At 72.5% G+C, this 16,267-nt stretch carries 14 protein-coding genes; 9 read left to right on the forward strand and 5 right to left on the reverse strand.

Translation table 11 applies throughout. The features are described from left to right. The first annotated feature begins 214 nt into the window (after positions 1 to 214). From ACFU9P_RS17625 to ACFU9P_RS17640, 4 genes are all read left to right on the forward strand, one after another. Complete coding sequence (locus ACFU9P_RS17625; RefSeq protein ID WP_376373961.1) at positions 215 to 1,549, forward strand: ABC transporter substrate-binding protein; 1,335 nt, start codon at positions 215 to 217, stop codon at positions 1,547 to 1,549. A 2-nt stretch (positions 1,550 to 1,551) separates the two neighbouring features. Further along, positions 1,552 to 2,649, forward strand: a complete 1,098-nt coding sequence (locus ACFU9P_RS17630; RefSeq protein WP_376373963.1) for a carbohydrate ABC transporter permease — start codon at positions 1,552 to 1,554, stop codon at positions 2,647 to 2,649. 8 nt (positions 2,650 to 2,657) lie between these two features. Continuing rightward, a complete protein-coding gene (locus ACFU9P_RS17635; protein ID WP_384081508.1) occupies positions 2,658 to 3,575 on the forward strand; it encodes a carbohydrate ABC transporter permease in 918 nt (305 codons plus the stop codon). Between the two features lie 181 nt (positions 3,576 to 3,756). After that, complete coding sequence (locus ACFU9P_RS17640) at positions 3,757 to 5,166, forward strand: GH1 family beta-glucosidase (protein WP_384081510.1); 1,410 nt, start codon at positions 3,757 to 3,759, stop codon at positions 5,164 to 5,166. 297 nt (positions 5,167 to 5,463) lie between these two features. Here the strand turns inward: ACFU9P_RS17640 and ACFU9P_RS17645 are convergent, their stop codons facing one another. Then, positions 5,464 to 6,927 carry a sensor histidine kinase gene (locus ACFU9P_RS17645; protein ID WP_384081513.1) on the reverse strand — a complete coding sequence of 488 codons (1,464 nt, stop codon included), beginning with the start codon at positions 6,925 to 6,927 and terminating at the stop codon, positions 5,464 to 5,466. Further along, positions 6,924 to 7,646 carry a response regulator transcription factor gene (locus tag ACFU9P_RS17650; protein WP_376373975.1) on the reverse strand — a complete coding sequence of 241 codons (723 nt, stop codon included), beginning with the start codon at positions 7,644 to 7,646 and terminating at the stop codon, positions 6,924 to 6,926. The genes ACFU9P_RS17645 and ACFU9P_RS17650 overlap by 4 nt, the downstream gene beginning before the upstream one ends. A gap of 98 nt (positions 7,647 to 7,744) precedes the next feature. Here ACFU9P_RS17650 and ACFU9P_RS17655 point away from each other — a divergent pair, with 98 nt between their 5' ends. After that, on the forward strand, positions 7,745 to 8,326 hold the full coding sequence (locus ACFU9P_RS17655) for a hypothetical protein (protein WP_384081516.1): 582 nt from the start codon (positions 7,745 to 7,747) through the stop codon (positions 8,324 to 8,326). A gap of 39 nt (positions 8,327 to 8,365) precedes the next feature. On the opposite strand, the gene ACFU9P_RS17660 is transcribed toward ACFU9P_RS17655, so the two are convergent. Both ACFU9P_RS17660 and ACFU9P_RS17665 read right to left on the reverse strand, forming a co-directional pair. Then, positions 8,366 to 9,229: a spermidine synthase gene (locus tag ACFU9P_RS17660; protein WP_384081519.1), complete on the reverse strand. Its 864-nt coding sequence runs from the start codon at positions 9,227 to 9,229 to the stop codon at positions 8,366 to 8,368. 226 nt (positions 9,230 to 9,455) lie between these two features. Further along, positions 9,456 to 9,857, reverse strand: a complete 402-nt coding sequence (locus tag ACFU9P_RS17665) for a hypothetical protein (RefSeq protein ID WP_384081859.1) — start codon at positions 9,855 to 9,857, stop codon at positions 9,456 to 9,458. A 225-nt stretch (positions 9,858 to 10,082) separates the two neighbouring features. Here ACFU9P_RS17665 and ACFU9P_RS17670 point away from each other — a divergent pair, with 225 nt between their 5' ends. Continuing rightward, positions 10,083 to 11,492, forward strand: a complete 1,410-nt coding sequence (locus ACFU9P_RS17670) for a tetratricopeptide repeat protein (RefSeq protein ID WP_376373986.1) — start codon at positions 10,083 to 10,085, stop codon at positions 11,490 to 11,492. A 28-nt stretch (positions 11,493 to 11,520) separates the two neighbouring features. Here the strand turns inward: ACFU9P_RS17670 and ACFU9P_RS17675 are convergent, their stop codons facing one another. Next, positions 11,521 to 12,117, reverse strand: coding sequence for a histidine phosphatase family protein (locus ACFU9P_RS17675; RefSeq protein WP_376373988.1), 597 nt, complete (start codon positions 12,115 to 12,117; stop codon positions 11,521 to 11,523). 312 nt (positions 12,118 to 12,429) lie between these two features. On the opposite strand from ACFU9P_RS17675, the gene ACFU9P_RS17680 reads away from it, so the two are divergent. The 3 genes from ACFU9P_RS17680 to ACFU9P_RS17690 are packed head-to-tail and all read left to right on the forward strand — an operon-like array spanning position 12,430 to position 16,200. Then, a complete protein-coding gene (locus ACFU9P_RS17680; RefSeq protein WP_384081862.1) occupies positions 12,430 to 13,404 on the forward strand; it encodes a phosphatase PAP2 family protein in 975 nt (324 codons plus the stop codon). Continuing rightward, positions 13,322 to 14,533: a hypothetical protein gene (locus tag ACFU9P_RS17685; RefSeq protein WP_384081522.1), complete on the forward strand. Its 1,212-nt coding sequence runs from the start codon at positions 13,322 to 13,324 to the stop codon at positions 14,531 to 14,533. The genes ACFU9P_RS17680 and ACFU9P_RS17685 overlap by 83 nt, the downstream gene beginning before the upstream one ends. Continuing rightward, complete coding sequence (locus ACFU9P_RS17690) at positions 14,533 to 16,200, forward strand: hypothetical protein (RefSeq protein ID WP_384081525.1); 1,668 nt, start codon at positions 14,533 to 14,535, stop codon at positions 16,198 to 16,200. Before ACFU9P_RS17685 ends, ACFU9P_RS17690 begins: the two co-directional genes overlap by 1 nt. The last annotated feature ends 67 nt before the right edge of the window (positions 16,201 to 16,267 follow it).

Here is a 16,267-nt window from a genome sequence, read left to right on the forward strand (position 1 = left end):
AAACCCATAAACGAGCCACCTCGCGCCGCCCGGTCCCTTGACACCCCTACGGGGACCCGCGACGCTTCAACACATCACACATGGGAGCGCTCCCACCGTACCTGACCCATTCATGCCCCGCACGTATCCCGACCGCACCGGACCCCCTCTCAACCGCCGAGCCGCACTCAGCAGTTGGCCGGAGCCGGACACGTCGGTGCATTAGGAGGACGTAATGCGCACACGTACCCGCTCGTCCCGCCGGGTGGTGGTCCTCGCGGCCGTCGCCGCGCTCGGCGCCGGCATTCTGTCCGGCTGTGCCCAGGACAGCGACGAACCCTCCGGCAGCGCGCCGGGCGGCGGCGATGGCGGCAAGGGCAAGACCACCATCACGGTGGGGGTCTTCGGGGCCTTCGGTCTCCAGGAGGCCGGGCTCTACGACGAATACATGAAGCTCAACAAGGACGTGGTCATCAAGCAGACCTCGATCGAGCGCAACGAGAACTACTACCCGCAGCTCCTCACCCACCTGGGCAGCGGCAGCGGACTCGCCGACATCCAGGCCATCGAGGTCAACAACATCGCCGAGATCACGGCCACCCAGGGCGACAAGCTGGTGGACCTCGGCAAGACCGCGGGCGTGCAGAAGGACAGCTTCCTGCCCTGGAAGTGGTCGCAGGCCACCACCACGGCCGGCAAGACCATCGCGCTCGGCACCGACATCGGCCCGCAGGGCATCTGTTACCGCAAGGACCTGTTCGCGGCCGCCGGGCTGCCCACCGACCGCGAGGCGGTCGGCAAGCTGTGGGCGGGCGACTGGCAGAAGTTCCTTGAGACCGGGAAGCAGTTCAAGGCCAAGGCCCCCAAGGGCAAGGCCTTCGTGGACTCGGCGAGCGGTGTGATGGCCGCCATCACCGGCAGCAACGCCAACCGGTTCTACGACAAGGACGGCAAGGTCATCTACAAGACCAACCCGGCCGTGCGCGAGGCCTGGGACACCGCCGCGGAGTTCGCGAGCGCCGGACTGACCGCCAAGCTCCAGCAGTTCACCCCCGGCTGGGACCAGGGCTTCGCCAACGGCACCTTCGCCACCGTCTCCTGCCCGGCCTGGATGCTCGGCTATATCCAGGACAAGGGCGGTGAGGCCGGCAAGGGCAAGTGGGACGTGGCCGCCGCGCCCAAGCCCAGCAACTGGGGCGGTTCCTTCCTGACGGTGCCCGAGGCGAGCAAGAACAAGGAAGCGGCGGCGAAACTCGTCGCCTGGCTGACCGCACCCGAACAGCAGGCCACGCTCTTCGCCAAGCGTGGCAGCTTCCCGAGTTCACAGGCCGCGTACTCGCTGCCGGCCGTCTCCGACGCCAAGCACCCGTACTTCGACAACGCCCCCATCGGCCAGATCTTCTCGACGGCCGCCAAGGGCGTACCGGTCCAGATCGTCGGTCCGAAGGACCTGATCATCGCGCAGAACCTGGCCGACATCGGCATGCTCCAGGTCGACCAGAAGGGCACGTCCTCCAAGGACGGCTGGAACGCCGCCGTGAAGGCGATCGACAACGCGCTGGACCAGTGACGATGTCCAGTGACGCACGTGCCGCCGCGCCCTCCGAGGAGGAGGGCGCGGCCCCGGCGCAGGACGACGGCAGCGGTGGCGGCAGTGGTGGCGGTGGTACGACCGTACGGAGCGCCGCTCCCAAGTCCGGCCCGCGCGGGGACCAGGGCCACGACGACCCGGCTCATGAGGCGCGCCAGGAACGGCGCCGGGAACGGCGCAGCCGCTGGTACCGCCGCGATGTGCGATGGAGTCCGTACGCCTTCATCGCCCCCTTCTTCGTCTTCTTCCTGGCCTTCGGCCTCTTCCCGCTGCTCTACACCGGCTGGGCCTCGCTGCACCGGGTGGAGCTGACCGCGCCCACCGACATGGAGTGGGTGGGCCTGCGGAACTTCTCGCGGCTGCTCAGTGACGAGTTCTTCTGGAACGCCCTCCAGAACACCGTCACCATCGGGCTGCTCTCCACCGTCCCGCAGCTTCTGATCGCGCTGGGCATCGCGCATCTGCTCAACTACCGGCTGCGCGGCTCGATGTTCTTCCGGGTCGCGGTCCTCACCCCGTACGCCACCTCGGTGGCCGCCGCGACCCTGGTCTTCGTCCTGCTCTTCGGACGCGACTACGGGATGATCAACTGGCTGCTGGGGATCGCCGGGATCGATCCGGTCGACTGGCAGAACGGCACCTGGACCTCGCAGCTCGCGGTCTCCACCATCGTCATCTGGCGCTGGACGGGCTACAACGCCCTGATCTATCTGGCGGCGATGCAGGCCATCCCCAACGATCTGTACGAGTCGGCCGCCCTGGACGGGGCCTCGCGCTGGCAGCAGTTCATCCATGTGACCGTGCCCTCGCTCCGGCCGACGATCCTGTTCACCTGCGTGGTCTCGACGATCGGCGCGACACAGCTCTTCGGTGAGCCGCTGCTGTTCAACGGCGGCGCGGGCGCGACGGGCGGGGCCAGCCACCAGTTCCAGACGCTCGGGCTCTATCTGTACGAACAGGGCTGGGTGAATCTGCATCTCGGCCGGGCCTCGGCGATCGCCTGGACGATGTTCCTGATCCTGCTGATCATCGGCGCGGTGAACTGGGTCATCGGCCGCCGTCTCCGCAAGAGCGCGTAGGGGGACCCATGTCGACGACTTCGCAGACATTCACCGATACGGCCCCCGGCCCCACAGGGACGGACGGCGGGCGCGGCGCCCGGCCGAAAAAGCGCGGCGCGGGCCGGCAGCTCCATGGCGGGCCGATCACCTACGCCGTACTGATCATCTTCACCGTCGGCTCGCTCTTCCCGCTGGTCTGGACGGCGATCGCGGCCTCGCGCAACAACACCCGGCTCGCCCAGACGCCGCCGCCGTTCTGGTTCGGCGGGAACCTCTTCAAGAATCTGGAGATCGCCTGGACCGACGCCAATATGGGGACGGCCCTGCTCAATACGACGGTGGTCGCCGGGGCCATCGCCACGGGTACGGTGCTCTTCTCCACGCTCGCCGGGTTCGCCTTCGCCAAGCTGCGCTTCCGGTTCCAGAACGTGCTGCTGCTGATGGTGATCGGCACGATGATGGTGCCGCCGCAGCTCAGTGTCGTACCGCTGTACATGCTGATCGCCGAGCTGTCGTGGACCGATCAGCTCCAGTCCGTCATCCTGCCGACCCTGGTGAGCGCCTTCGGGGTGTTCTTCATGCGGCAGTACCTGATCGGCGCGTTGCCCACGGAGCTGATCGAGGCGGCGCGGGTGGACGGCGCGAGCAGCTGGCGGGTGGTGTGGCACGTGGTCTTCCCGGCGGCGCGGCCGGCGATGGCGGTGCTGGGGATGCTGACCTTCGTGATGGCCTGGAACGATTTCTTCTGGCCGATCATCGCGCTGACCCAGAACGGCAGTCCGACGGTGCAGGTGGCGCTGACCGGGCTCGGCCGCGGCTATATCCCCGACCAGTCGGTGATCATGGCCGGGGCGCTGCTCGGTACGCTGCCGCTGCTGATCGCGTTCGTGCTGTTCGGCAGGCACATCGTCGGCGGGATCATGCAGGGCGCGGTCAAGGGCTGACGCGGTCAGGGGCCGAGCGGGACCGCGCCGGGAGGGCGGCGCGGTCCGGGCCTGCTCCGGGCGGGGCACAGGCGGGGCCGGTTCGGCCGGAGCCGTCCGGCCGGTCCTGGCGGAACCCGGTCTGCCGCCGCCGGCGCCTCCGTACCTCATCCCTCACATCTACGGTCAACGGGAGCTGCATATGTCAGACACCTTTCCGCCCGGCTTCCTGTGGGGCACCGCCACCGCCGCGTACCAGATCGAGGGCGCGGCCCGGGAGAACGGGCGTACTCCCTCCATCTGGGACACCTTCAGCCACACCCCCGGCAAGGTCGAGAAGGGCCACACCGGGGATGTCGCCGTCGACCACTTCCACCGCAGGGCCGAGGACGTCCGGCTGATGGCGGACCTGGGGGTGAACGCGTACCGCTTCTCGGTCTCCTGGCCGCGTGTCCAGCCCACCGGGCGCGGCCCCGCCATCCAGCGCGGTCTCGACTTCTACCGGGAGCTGGTCGACGATCTGCTCGCGCACGGCATCGAGCCCGTCCTCACCCTCTACCACTGGGACCTGCCGCAGGACCTGGAGGCCGCGGGCGGCTGGCCCCGGCGCGAGACGGCGTACCGCTTCGCGGAGTACGCGCGGTGCGTGGGCGAGGCGCTGGGCGACCGGGTGGAGCGCTGGATCACCCTCAACGAGCCCTGGTGCACGGCCTTTCTGGGGTACGCGTCCGGAGAGCACGCCCCGGGCCGTACGAGCCCGTCGCTCGCGCTGCGCGCCGCGCACCATCTCAACCTCGGGCACGGGCTGGCCGCGCAGGCGCTGCGCTCGGTGATTCCCGCGCGCGGCCGGATCTCGGTGAGCCTCAACCCGTCGGCGGTACGGGCCCGTACGCAGTCGCCCGCGGACCTGGACGCGCGCCGCCGTATCGACGCGCTCGCGAACCGGATCTTCACGGGGCCGATGCTGCGCGGCGCGTACCCGGAGGATCTCTTCGCGGACACGGCGCGGATCACGGACTGGGCGTTCGTCCAGGACGGGGACGCGGCGACGGCCCGGCAGCCACTGGACTCGCTGGGCATCAACTACTACGCGCCCACGGTCGTCTCGGCCGCCGAGGACGGGCCCGCCGCCCGCCGCGCCGGGCACGGCGGGAGCGAGCACTCCCCCTGGCCGGGCGCCGATTCGGTGGCGTTCCACCAGCCGCCCGGCGAACTCACCGAGATGGGCTGGTCGGTGGATCCGAGCGGGCTGTACGACCTGCTCCTCCGCTACACGCGCGAGGCGCCCGGGCTGCCGCTGATGATCACCGAGAACGGCGCGGCGTACGCGGACCAGCCGGACGCCGACGGTACGGTCCACGACCCGGACCGGATCCGCTATCTGCACGGCCATCTCGCGGCGGTCCGGCGCGCGATCGACGACGGCGCGGATGTGCGGGGCTACTTCCTCTGGTCGCTGCTGGACAACTTCGAGTGGTCGTACGGCTACGGCAAGCGCTTCGGCGCGGTGCACGTGGACTACGAGACACAGCGCCGCACCCCGAAGTCCAGCGCCCTGTGGTACGCGCGCCTGGCCGGCACGGGCATACTCCCGGAAGTCCCGGTCGGCTGATCCGGACCCGCGTCCGGGGCCGGCCGTACGGCGTGCCCCGGCCGGGTGGGGGGATCCGGCCGGGGCGCGGGGGAGGCCGGTGGGGGGCGGCCGTATTGGTGCGCTGGATCGATTGAAAATCAGGCCTGTCCGGCTGCCGGTTCGTCCTCAATCGCCGGACGGGCTGGCTTTGCACGACCCTAGCCGCCACGGCACGGACAAATGGGCCGTACGGGACAGGGGGCGTGGTTCTTAGGGCGCGCTTAAGGTGCGCATCGGAGCCGATTAAAGGTCCGGCCCGGCGGTCGAACCGCTCCCTCAGACCTCCGCCGCCCTGCGGCGTCGGCGGCGCAGACGGTGGCCCCGGGGTTCGTCGGGGGAGCGCCAGCCGTCCAGGCCTATCCAGATACGGACCTCGGTGCCGCCGAGGACCGAGCGGCCGATCCGTACGTCCCCGCCCGTCGACTCGGCGACCCTGCGCACGATGTCCAGACCGAGGCCGGTCGAGCCGTCCCGGCCGCCGCTGTTGCCGCGGGCGAGCGCGGCGCGCGGGTCGGCGATGCCCGGGCCCGCGTCCGAGACCAGCACGATCACCGCGTCCTCGCCGTTGTGCACATCGACCGCGAAGGCCGTGCCCTCGGGCGTATGGCGGAAGACATTCCCGAGCAACGCGTCGAGCGCGGCGGCCAGTTCGGCCCGTACCACCGGGATGCGCACCGGGCCGCCGATGCCCGCGACCCGTGCCGTACGGCCCTCGTCCTCGGCCAGGGCGGACCAGAAGTCCATCCGTTCCCGTACGACTTCGGAGACGTCACAGCCTCCGGCCGGGCCCGCCGCCACCGTCTGCGGCTTGGCCTCCCGGGCCGTACGGATGATCGTGTCGACCTCGCGCTCCAGCTGGGCGACCGCAGAGCGGGTCTGGTCGGCGGCCGGACCCTCGCCCAGCGACGCGGCGTTGAGGCGCAGCACGGTGAGCGGGGTGCGCAGCCGGTGGGAGAGGTCGGCGGCGAGTTCGCGTTCGTTGGCGAGGAGCTGGACGACCTGGTCGGCCATCGAGTTGAACGCGACGGCCGCGGACCGCAGTTCGGTCGGCCCCTCCTCCGGGACCCGCGCGCCGAGCTTGCCCTCGCCCAGCGCGTGCGCCGCGTACGCGAGGCGCTGCGCGGGCTCGACCATCCGCAGCCCGAGCCGGTCGGCGACGGCGACGGAACCGACGACCAGCGCGAGACCGACGCCCGCGAGCACCAGCCAGGCGGTGTCGACGCCGTTGGAGACCTCGTCGTCGGGGACGAAGATCTCGACGATCGCGATCCGTGCCTGGCTGAGCGCGGTCGGCTGGAGCAGCGCGAAACCGCCGGGGACTTCGGCGATGGAGGCGCGGCCGATGCGCTGGACGGTGCGCAGGTCCTTCTCGGCCGCCCGGCGCGTACCGATCTCCAGCGGCAGGCCTTCCGTACCGGTACCGGTGCTCGTATCCGTACCGGTGCCCGTACCGGTGCTCGCGCCTGTGCCCGTACCCGTGCCGCCCGGCTCGTCGACCGCCGGGACATGCACCGCCATCCGTCCGTACGCCCCCGCCTGGGTGGAGGCGACGGCCCGTTCCAGCTCCGCGCGGTCGGTGGTGATGGAGAGGGTGGGGCCGATGGCGGCGGCCTGCCGCTCGGCGTTGGTGAAGGCGCGGTCCCTGGCCATCTCCTTGATGACCAGGCCCAGGGGTACGGCGAACGCCACGACGACCATCACGGTGACCGCCACGGCCACCTTGACCAGGGCCCATCTCATGCCGGCGGCCCCTGGCGGGGCGACGCCCCGGGCGCGGGCGGCTCCAGCTTCACACCGACGCCCCGCAGCGTGTGCAGATAGCGCGGCCTGGCCGCCGTCTCCCCCAGCTTGCGCCGCAGCCACGACAGATGCACATCGATGGTCTGGTCGTCGCCGTACGACTGCTGCCACACCTCGGCGAGCAGTTCCTTGCGCGGTACGACCACCCCCGGGCGCCCGGCGAGAAAGGTCAGCAGATCGAACTCCCGCCGGGTCAGGTCGAGTTGACAGCCGTCCAGCTCGGCCTGGCGGCGCAGCGGGTCGATGGAGAGCCCGCCGACCCGGATCACCCTGGAGGGCGTGGCCTCTTCGGCGCCGGCGCGCGAGCGGCGCAGCACGGCTGCCATCCTGGCCGAGAGATGCTCCACCGAGAACGGTTTGGTGAGGTAGTCGTCGGCGCCGTCGTTGAGCAACCGTACGATCTCCGCCTCGTCGTCCCGCGCGGTGGCGATGATCACCGGTACATCGGTGATCCCGCGCAGCATCTTCAGCGCCTCGGATCCGTCGAGATCGGGCAGTCCAAGATCGAGAATGACCACGTCGAAGCGGAAATGGGCCACTTCGCGCAGCGCCTCCAGGGCCGTACCGACACTCCGTACGGTGTGGGAGGCCTCGGTCAAGTGCCTGATGAGGGCGGAGCGCACGAACTGGTCGTCCTCGACCACGAGCACACTGGGCATGGGCCGCACCGTACGCCATCCGGGCGATGCGGGGAGGCCGGTCGGGGCCAACGGGGCGGGTGTGGCGCGGGTGTTGCGGGTGCGGCACCATGGCCGGGATGCGCAGAGGACTCGTACACGCGATGGCCTGGTCGCTCGCCACCGGGGCGGCGGTCACGCTCTCGTGGTGGGGCGTCCGTACGGTCATGACCGGTACGGCATACGACCCGCCGCGGGCGCTCGCGCTCCCCACGGACAGTTCGGCCAACTCGACGGCGCGGCCGCCCAGTCCGCTCGTCTCGTCGACACAACGGCCTCCGAGCCCGTCCGCGACCCCCAGCCCCCCGGCGAAGCCGCGCACACCGAAGGCGGCGACCCCCACCCCGGCCGAGACCGCGACCGACGGCCACCCGCCCGCGCAGTACCCCTCCCCGGGCGCCACCGAGCCGAGCGCGGCCGGCTCGGAACCGCCCGAGTCCGGCACGGTCAAGAGCTATACGGTCGACGGCGGCCGGGTCGCCTTCGACATCGGCCCGGCCTCCGCCGAGCTGGTCTCCGCGACCCCGGACGCGGGCTGGCAGATGCAGGTCTGGACCCAACCCACCTGGATCCGGGTGACGTTCACGCAGGACGGCCGGGAGGTCTCGGTCTTCTGCGTCTGGAACGGCCACCCGCCGATGGTGCAGTTCGACGAGCGCTGAGACGGCCGCTGAGGCGGGAGCGGCAGTGCCACGGTGGCGTCAGCCGGTGAACGCGTCCGGCGGGGGCAGCGGGGAAGGTTTCGCGCTCGCGTCCGTCACGGCGGGCGCTCCGCCGGTGAAATCCGTGAGGGCGCGGCCGTGTTCGACGCGGCCCGGGTGCGGGTCGCTCGCCACGCGGCGGGTCAGTTCGGGGACGGGAAGTTCGTCGTCGGAGGCGAGCAGGATCGCGTTGCCGAAGCGGCGGCCGCGCAGGACCGCCGGGTCGGCGGCGAGCGCGAGGTGCCCGAAGGCGGTGGCGGCGGTGGCGATCTGGCCGCGGAGATGGGCGAGGGGCGGCCCGTCGGCCAGGTTCGCGGCGTAACGGCCACCCGGCCGCAGGACCCGCCGTACCTCCGTCAGGAACTCCGCGCTGGTGAGATGCGCGGGCGTGCGCGCCCCGCCGAACACATCCGCGATCACCAGATCCGCCCAGCCGTCCGGCACCTTGCCGAGCCCGGCCCGGGCGTCGGCCGAGCGGACCCGTATCCGCGCGGCGGGATCCAGCGGCAGCCGTTCGCGTACGAACCGTACGAGCGCCGCGTCCACTTCGACGATCTGCTGGCCGGAACGCGGCCGGGTCGCGGCGATATAGCGCGCGAGCGTGAAGGCACCGCCGCCGAGATGCACCACCTGGAGGGGCCGGCCGGCGGGCGCGACAAGATCGGCGACATGGCCGAGCCTGCGCTGGTACGCGAAGGAGAGGTACGTCGGGTCGCCGAGGTCGACATGGGACTGCGGGGCACCGTCGATCAGCAGGGACCAGGCGCGGGGGCGGTCGCGGTCGGGTATGAGTTCGGCGGTGCCGCCGTCGACGGCGGCCACGATGGCGGCTTCCGCCGCCGCGCCCCGCCTGCTTCTCGCCATCGCCCTATTTTAGGGGCTCGGTTCGCCTCCGGGCGCCTCAAGACCCTGTCGACGGTCGACCGTGCTCGGTCCGCTCGTACCTCGCTACCCTGCGCGCGCTCTCCCTTTCGACAGTGCCCGGCGCCCTTCGGCTCACTCGCCGGCGGCTGTGCGGGGCCGGAACACGTCCGCACCCCAGGCGCCCGTGCGGGGCCCGGACATCAAAGTCACCCCAGGCCGCCGGGGCTCATCCGCATCTGTCCACCGCTTCGATCAGGCGTGCCGCCTGGCCCAGGGCCTCCCTCAGGACCGCCGGGTCCGTGACCGTGCCCGTCGTGTCGGGGGGCAGCAGCCAGCCCGAGCCCGTGACCGGGGGCTCCGTCTGGGTGCGCGGGCTGTGCCCGTGCGTCTGCGTACACGCGCTGCCCGGCATGTCCCAGCCCGCCGCCGTGCCCGGCGGCACCAGAAAGCCCAGGGTGTCGCAGGGCGCGTCATGGAGCACGGGCCCCACCGAGGGCGCGGACCCGCGCCGCAGGATGTCCACCGCTTCGAGCCCCTGCCGGGCCGGAACGGTCACCAGGTCGCAGGGCTGCCCCGCGTCCCCGGGACGCGTGCCGTGCTCCTGGCCGGTCGTGTGCTGAGACTCCAACAAGGGAACCCCTCCTCGTCGAGCGCAGACGCCGTGAGCGCCTCCACGGGGTTCAACGCCCCACGGCGTCAACGGCTACGGCGCCGCGCCGCCTCAAAGGATGGCAGTTCATAGCAGATCGGGGGCGAGATATCCCCTTTGTCAATAAACCCTGCGTGTACGCCCCATCACAACCGGTACGTTCATGCTCCGCCGGAGCTGACCGGCAGGAGGAGAGGGCTCGGCATGGCGTCGTCCCGGGCGGTTCCCAACCACGCCTTCCGCAGGCTGCGCGCACAGCGCTCACCGGCGGAGTTCGCCGCCGCCGTCCGCAGGGCCGCCCGTGAGATCGGCGAACAGGTCGCCTGCGACGCGCGCTATGTCGGCCGGGTCGAGGCCGGCGAGATCCGCTGCCCCAACTACGCGTACGAACGCGTCTTCCTGCATATGTTCCCGGGGCTGACCCTCCAGGACCTGGGCTTCAGCGCACGCGAACAGGTACGCGGCAGAGCCGCCCGGATCACGGCGGCCAAGATCGCGGCGCACCCCCCTCCGGCTCCCCCGCCGCCCCCGCCGCTCATCGACGAAGGCAGTGAGAACAGCGATGGCGGCGAAGGCGATACCGGCGACACCAGCGAGGAGAGCGATGTGCTGCGTCGCGCATTCATGACGAGCGGCCCCGTCACGGTGATGGCCGCGACCCTCGGTCTCGGCGGTACGCCCGCCGCGGCCGTTCCCGCCCCCCGCCGGGTCGGCGACGCCGAGGTCGACGCCGTCGAGGAGGCCGTACGCCGGATCCGGCTGCTCGACGACCGGCATGGCGCCGACGGCCTCTACCGGCAGGCCGCCCGCCCGCTGCGCGCCGCGTACGCCCTGCTCGACGCGGGCACGGCCACCCGGCAGTCCACCGCCGGCCGGCTGCACTCGGGCGCGGGTGAGCTGTCGATCTCGGTGGGCTGGCTGGCCCATGACTCCGGCCGGTTCTACGACGCGCGCTCGCACTACGGGGAGGCGCTGGCGACCGCGCGCGTCGCGGCCGACGCCGCGCTGGAGGCGCACGCCTTCTGCAACATGTCGTTCCTGGCGAGGGATTCGGGCCGGCACCACGAGGCGGTGCGTGCCGCACAGGCCGGCACCCGGGCCGCCCGGCATCTCACCTCCCCGCGGCTGCTGTCGCTGCTCGCGCTGCGGGAGGCGGGCGGCTGGGCCGGGCTCGGTGACCGTACGGGCTGCGAACAGGCGCTGTCCCGGGCCCACGACCTCTTCGGGCGCGGCCCCTCGGAGGCGGACCCCGAGTGGATGTCCTTCTTCGGCGAACCCGAGCTGGAGGCACAGGAGGCGCTCTGCCACGCGGCGCTGGGCGACTGGGCGCGGGCGGCCCGGCACGCGTACCGCGCGACCGTCCTCCAGGACCCGCACTTCGTCCGCAATCTCGCCCTCTACCGCGTCGAGCTGGCCACCGACCTGGCCCGCGCGGGCTCGCCGGACGCGGCGGCGGTGGCGGGCGGGCAGGTGCTGGATCTCCTGGAGGGCGTGCAGTCGTCCCGTATCCACACCAAGCTCGCGGGCACGGCCCGGGTGCTGCTGCCGCAGAAGCGGCTGCCGGAGGTACGGGCCTTCCTGGAGCGGCACGCGGCGACGAACGCCCGTACGTAGTACGGGCCCGGGGCGCGGCGTCGCGGAATCAGTCCGCCAGGTGCGCCGTGTCGTTCCAGACCTCGATGGCCGGGAGTCCGTACGCCCAGCCCAGCACCGACACCGAGGTCGGGTCGAGCCGGACGCGCGCCGCGAACGCGATGTCCTCGCCCAGCCAGCGCGCGCCTATCGCGCGCAGGATGTGGCCATGGGCGAAGAACAGCACGTCCCGGTCGGCCGAGCGCGCCCACGCTATGGCCTCGTCCGCGCGGGCCGAGACCTGCGCCAGGCTCTCGCCGCCGGGCACGCCGTCGCGCCAGATGAACCAGTCCGGGCGGTCCGCCTTGATCTGGGCCGGTGTCATGCCCTCGTACGCGCCGTAGTCGAACTCCATCAGCGCGTCCCACTCCTCGGCCCGCTCGCCGAAGCCCGCCAGCGCACAGGTCTCGCTCGCGCGGGACAGCGGGCTGGTACGGATCTCCGCGTCCGCCAGGCCCGACCAGGGCGCCTGGCGCAGCCGTTCGCCCAGCAGCTTGGCGCCCCTGCGGCCCTCGTCGAGCAGGGGGATGTCCGTCCTGCCCGTGTGACGGCCGGAAAGCGACCAGGCCGTCTGGCCGTGCCGGGCGAGGAGGATGCGCGCTGCCATGGGGGCTCTCCCTGAGGTTCACAACGGGTGCCGCTCCATCATCGCGTACCTGAACGACGGGCAACCTCCCGGGTGATACGGGCGTCCACCTCTCCGTTGGGCGGCGTTGGCCGGAGATATCCCCGAACGACAGTCCGGGGATACACCCGACCGGGGGATGCGGTGACGTACACCGTACGGTTGAACATCGGCCAAAACCCGCATGAAATCACGATGGAGAGCGCCAGAATGCCACGCAGCGCCGCCGCCAGCGCCAGAGCCAGCGCCCGCGACGGCGTACCCGCCAGAGCGGTCGGCGCGGGTTCGGCGCAGATGGGGCATCGGACGGGCGCCCGGCCGCGCTGGTGGGCCGAGCTGGTGCTGATCGTCCTGGTCTACGCCGCTTACTCGGCGGGCCGGCTGCTGGCGCGCGGCGACGAGTCGACGGCCGTCGCCCACGGCCTGGCGATCCTCCGTGTCGAGAAGGCGCTGCGCCTCAACGCCGAGCACCCGCTCAACCGGCTCTTCACCGGCACCCCCGCACTCGGTGTGCCCGCCGATTTCATCTACGCCTCGCTGCACTATCTGGTCACCCCGGCCGTACTCGTGTGGATGTTCCGCCACCGCGCCGCGCTCTACCGGGCCGCGCGGAACTGGCTGATGCTCGCCACCCTGCTCGGTCTGGCCGGCTTCACCCTGCTGCCCACCAGCCCGCCCCGGCTGCTGGCGGCCCGGCACGGCTTCGTCGACACCATGGCGCACTTCAGCGAGTACGGGTGGTGGGGCGACGAGGCGAGCGCGCCGCGCGGTCTGGGCGAGATGACCAACCAGTTCGCGGCGATGCCGAGCCTGCATGTCGGCTGGGCCCTGTGGTGCGGGGTGCTGCTGTGGCGGCACGCCCGTACCCCGCTGGTGCGGTGGCTGGGGGCGGCCTATCCGGTCGTCATCACCGTGGTGGTGATGGGGACGGCGAACCACTACTTCCTGGACGCGGTCGCGGGGGCGGTGGTGATGGCGGCGGGGGCGGCGCTGACGGGGCCGGCGCTGCGGGCGGCGGACCGAATACGCGACCGGGTACGGGTCACGATGCCCGTACGGTCCGGGCCTCCGCCGGCCCTGCCACGGCTGTTCACCGTGCCCGCGCAGGCGCCTCCGAAGTCCCCGGAGTCACAGCCGAGGCCTCACGCATCGCCGATTGTCAGTGGCGGATGCGAGACTTCCGCGGGTGAGCGATTCCCTGGGCGGCGGACCCGCGGCAGCACCCCCGGCACCTCCTCCGCAGACGACACTCCGGCGACGGCTCGCTGAGCTGCGCGGCCCCTCCGTCGCGCCCCAGCCGCTCGACGCCCGCGCGCTGGCGGCCCTCGCGGCCAACCCCGGCTGTAAGCGGCGGGCGCTGCTGGACGGGGCGGGTGTCGACAAGAAGGCGCTCGCGAAGGCCCTCGGCTCCCCGGCGCCGTTCGGGCAGTCGCAGTTCGCGTTCATGCGGGGGAACGCGTTCGAGGCGAAGGTCAAGGCCGACGGGGGTACGGAGCTGCTGCGGCTGCTGGCGGAGCGGCTCGGCGGCGAGGCACCGCCGCCCGCGCCGGGCGAGGTGTCCGTACCGGATCTGTCCGCGGCGGGACCGGAGGGGCGTACGGCCCGTACGGCGCTGGCCCTGCGCGAGGCCACGGAGGCCGGGGGCTGGGCGCTGCTCGACCATCCGCTGCTGGCCCTCGATGTGGCGGGCTCGCCCGCGTATCTGGAGCCGGACGCGGTGGTGGTGCGGCCGGACGGGCGGTGGACGGTCGTGGAGATCAAGTCCTTCCCGATGATCGACGGTTCGGCGGACGCGGCGAAGGTCGGCGCGGCGGCGCGGCAGGCCGCGGTGTACGTCCTGGCGCTGGAGCGGGTCGCGGCCCGCACGGCGGGGGCGGAGGTGGGCGACCGGGTGCTGCTGGTGTGCCCGAAGGACTTCTCGAACCTGCCGACCGCGTCCGTCGTCGACATACGCAAACAGCTCTCGGTGACGCGCCGTCAGCTCACCCGGCTGACCCGGATCGAGGACATCGCGTCCGCGCTCCCCGAGGGCACCACCTTCGACGTCACCCGCTGCTCGGACGCCGAGCTGACGACCGCGGTCGAGGCGGTCCCGGCGGCCTACGCCCCGGAGTGCCTGTCCGCCTGCGAACTGTCCTTCCACTGCCGTGCCCGCGCGAGGGAGAGCGGCGCGGTGGAGGCGCTGGGCCGGAGCGTACGGGGCGAACTGGGCGCGCTGACAACGGTGACGGCGGTGCTGTCGGCGGCACACGGGGACACGGGGGATCCGGCCGATCCGGCCGTGGCGGCGCTCCGGAGGGCGGCGGCGCTCCGGGCGGAAGCGCTGGCAGGGGCGGGTGCCCTGGCAGGCGCGGGGGCTCTGGACGGCGCGGGGGCGCCCGAGCGAGGGGTGGGCTGATGTCGCTGATCAGTACGCTCGCGCGGCTGGAGGCCATGGCGAGCGGGCAGGCCGGGCCGCTCGCGACCGTACGGCACCGGCGGATCTCGGACCGGCCGCTCGTGCTCGTACCGCTGACCACCGCGGGCGAGGCGGGCGCGCCGCTCGGGGCGCTGGTCGGGACGGACCGGGACGCGCCCCGGCTGCTGACGGTCGCGCAGCCTCGCGACCGCGATCTGCGGTTCACGTTCCTCGCCGAGCTGGCCGAGGCCGTGCTGCCGTATCTGGACGCGTACGCCGATGTCGTCGAGCCCGCCGAGCGGAGCGAGACCGACCCGGAGACCGGGAAGCGGGTCAAGGCCGAGGTCGAGCTGTGCGTGGACGCGCCGCAGATCATCGTGCCGAGCAGGCCCGGTATCGACTTCGTACGGCTGCTGGGGCGGTCGATGCGGTTCCGGCGCACCGCCGAGGAGGACCCGGACACCCCGTATCCGGCGCCGCCGCGGGTGCCGCTGCTCGGGCGCTGGCTGACGCATTACGGCGAGCGCGCCCGGGTGCCGGGCTCCTCGCTGCTGCTCGCGGCGACCGATCTGCTCAACCGGCACTGGGCGACCGGCCAGTCGAACCTGGAGGACCAGCACCTCGGCGCACTGCTCGCCTGGATCGATCCGCCCGGCGGTCTGTCCGGCGCGGAGGCGGCGCTCCGGGCGGAGACGGCGCGGGACAGGGACGGGCAGTTGGTGTGCCCGCCGGCCGGACCCGCGACGGACCCGGCGTTCGACAACAAGCTGCTGGCGCCCGCGGTCGAGCGGTACGACCGGGCCCGCCAGGAGCTGGCGGCGGCCGAGGACGGACCGGACGCGGACGAGCGCCTCGCCCGGCTCACGTCCGCCGAGCGGGATATCCGCGCCCTGCTGCACGGGGTCATGCGGCCGGCCTGGGACGCGGTGTGGCACGGCCTCGACCTGCTGCGCGAACTGCCGGAGGGGGCGCGGGTCGAGGACCGCTGGACGCGCGACCGCTGGTCGTTCACCGGCCATCGCGACCGGGTGCGCGCCGGTGAGCCGCCGCAGCCCCGGCGCGACGACGCCGTGACCGCCGCGCAGAAGCTCGCCACGCGCGAGACGGCGCAAGCACAGCTCGACGCGGCGGAGGCGCTGGACGATCCGCTGGTGCTGGCGGGGCGCAGGCTCTCCGGCGAGGCGTTCGTCGGGGAGGTGACGGAGGTGGTGATGGCGTACAGCGAGAGCAAGCGCCCGAGCCCCCGCCCGCTGATCACGGTCCGCACCGACGACCGGCCGTATCTCGGCGAGCGTACGAAGGTGTTCCGCTCGCTGGACGGGAGACCGCAGTCGGCGGAGTTCGTACGGTACGAGAGCGACGCGGGCGGCGAGGACGGGGACCGGGTGCTCGTGCTGCGGCTGACCGACCGTATGGGCCGCGGCAAGGAGCCCGCGCCCGGCTCCGTACCGGACAAGGGCGACCGGATCGCCTGGACCCTCTTCGAGCACGACCAGCGCGGCGGCCCGAAGCTGCCGGACCCCGAGGAAACCCCGTGGACCCACGGCGGCCCGCCGGGCGCGGAAGGCACGGCGGGCCCAGAAGGCGCTGCGGGCGCGGTCGGCCAAGAAGGCACGGCGGCTCCGGCGCACGCTCCCGACCCGGTGACCGAGGAGGACTTCCTATGACCCGCCCAGGCCGCCGCGCGTTACGGAGCACCGGCTCCCACGCACCGCAAAGCAACAGCCCCGGCAC

Source organism: Streptomyces sp. NPDC057617, assembly GCF_042800555.1.
Classification (GTDB): Bacteria; Actinomycetota; Actinomycetes; order Streptomycetales; family Streptomycetaceae; genus Streptomyces.

Bases quoted from the DNA above. Each gene is read 5' to 3' on its own strand.
- ACFU9P_RS17645 (WP_384081513.1), bottom strand. From the start codon at position 6,927: ATGAGATGGGCCCTGGTCAAGGTGGCCGTGGCGGTCACCGTGATGGTC.
- ACFU9P_RS17640 (WP_384081510.1), top strand. From the start codon at position 3,757: ATGTCAGACACCTTTCCGCCCGGCTTCCTGTGGGGCACCGCCACCGCC.
- ACFU9P_RS17680 (WP_384081862.1), top strand. From the start codon at position 12,430: ATGGGGCATCGGACGGGCGCCCGGCCGCGCTGGTGGGCCGAGCTGGTG.
- ACFU9P_RS17635 (WP_384081508.1), top strand. From the start codon at position 2,658: ATGTCGACGACTTCGCAGACATTCACCGATACGGCCCCCGGCCCCACA.
- ACFU9P_RS17625 (WP_376373961.1), top strand. From the start codon at position 215: ATGCGCACACGTACCCGCTCGTCCCGCCGGGTGGTGGTCCTCGCGGCC.
- ACFU9P_RS17660 (WP_384081519.1), bottom strand. From the start codon at position 9,229: ATGGCGAGAAGCAGGCGGGGCGCGGCGGCGGAAGCCGCCATCGTGGCC.
- ACFU9P_RS17675 (WP_376373988.1), bottom strand. From the start codon at position 12,117: ATGGCAGCGCGCATCCTCCTCGCCCGGCACGGCCAGACGGCCTGGTCG.
- ACFU9P_RS17650 (WP_376373975.1), bottom strand. From the start codon at position 7,646: ATGCCCAGTGTGCTCGTGGTCGAGGACGACCAGTTCGTGCGCTCCGCC.
- ACFU9P_RS17655 (WP_384081516.1), top strand. From the start codon at position 7,745: ATGCGCAGAGGACTCGTACACGCGATGGCCTGGTCGCTCGCCACCGGG.
- ACFU9P_RS17690 (WP_384081525.1), top strand. From the start codon at position 14,533: ATGTCGCTGATCAGTACGCTCGCGCGGCTGGAGGCCATGGCGAGCGGG.
- ACFU9P_RS17630 (WP_376373963.1), top strand. From the start codon at position 1,552: ATGTCCAGTGACGCACGTGCCGCCGCGCCCTCCGAGGAGGAGGGCGCG.
- ACFU9P_RS17670 (WP_376373986.1), top strand. From the start codon at position 10,083: ATGGCGTCGTCCCGGGCGGTTCCCAACCACGCCTTCCGCAGGCTGCGC.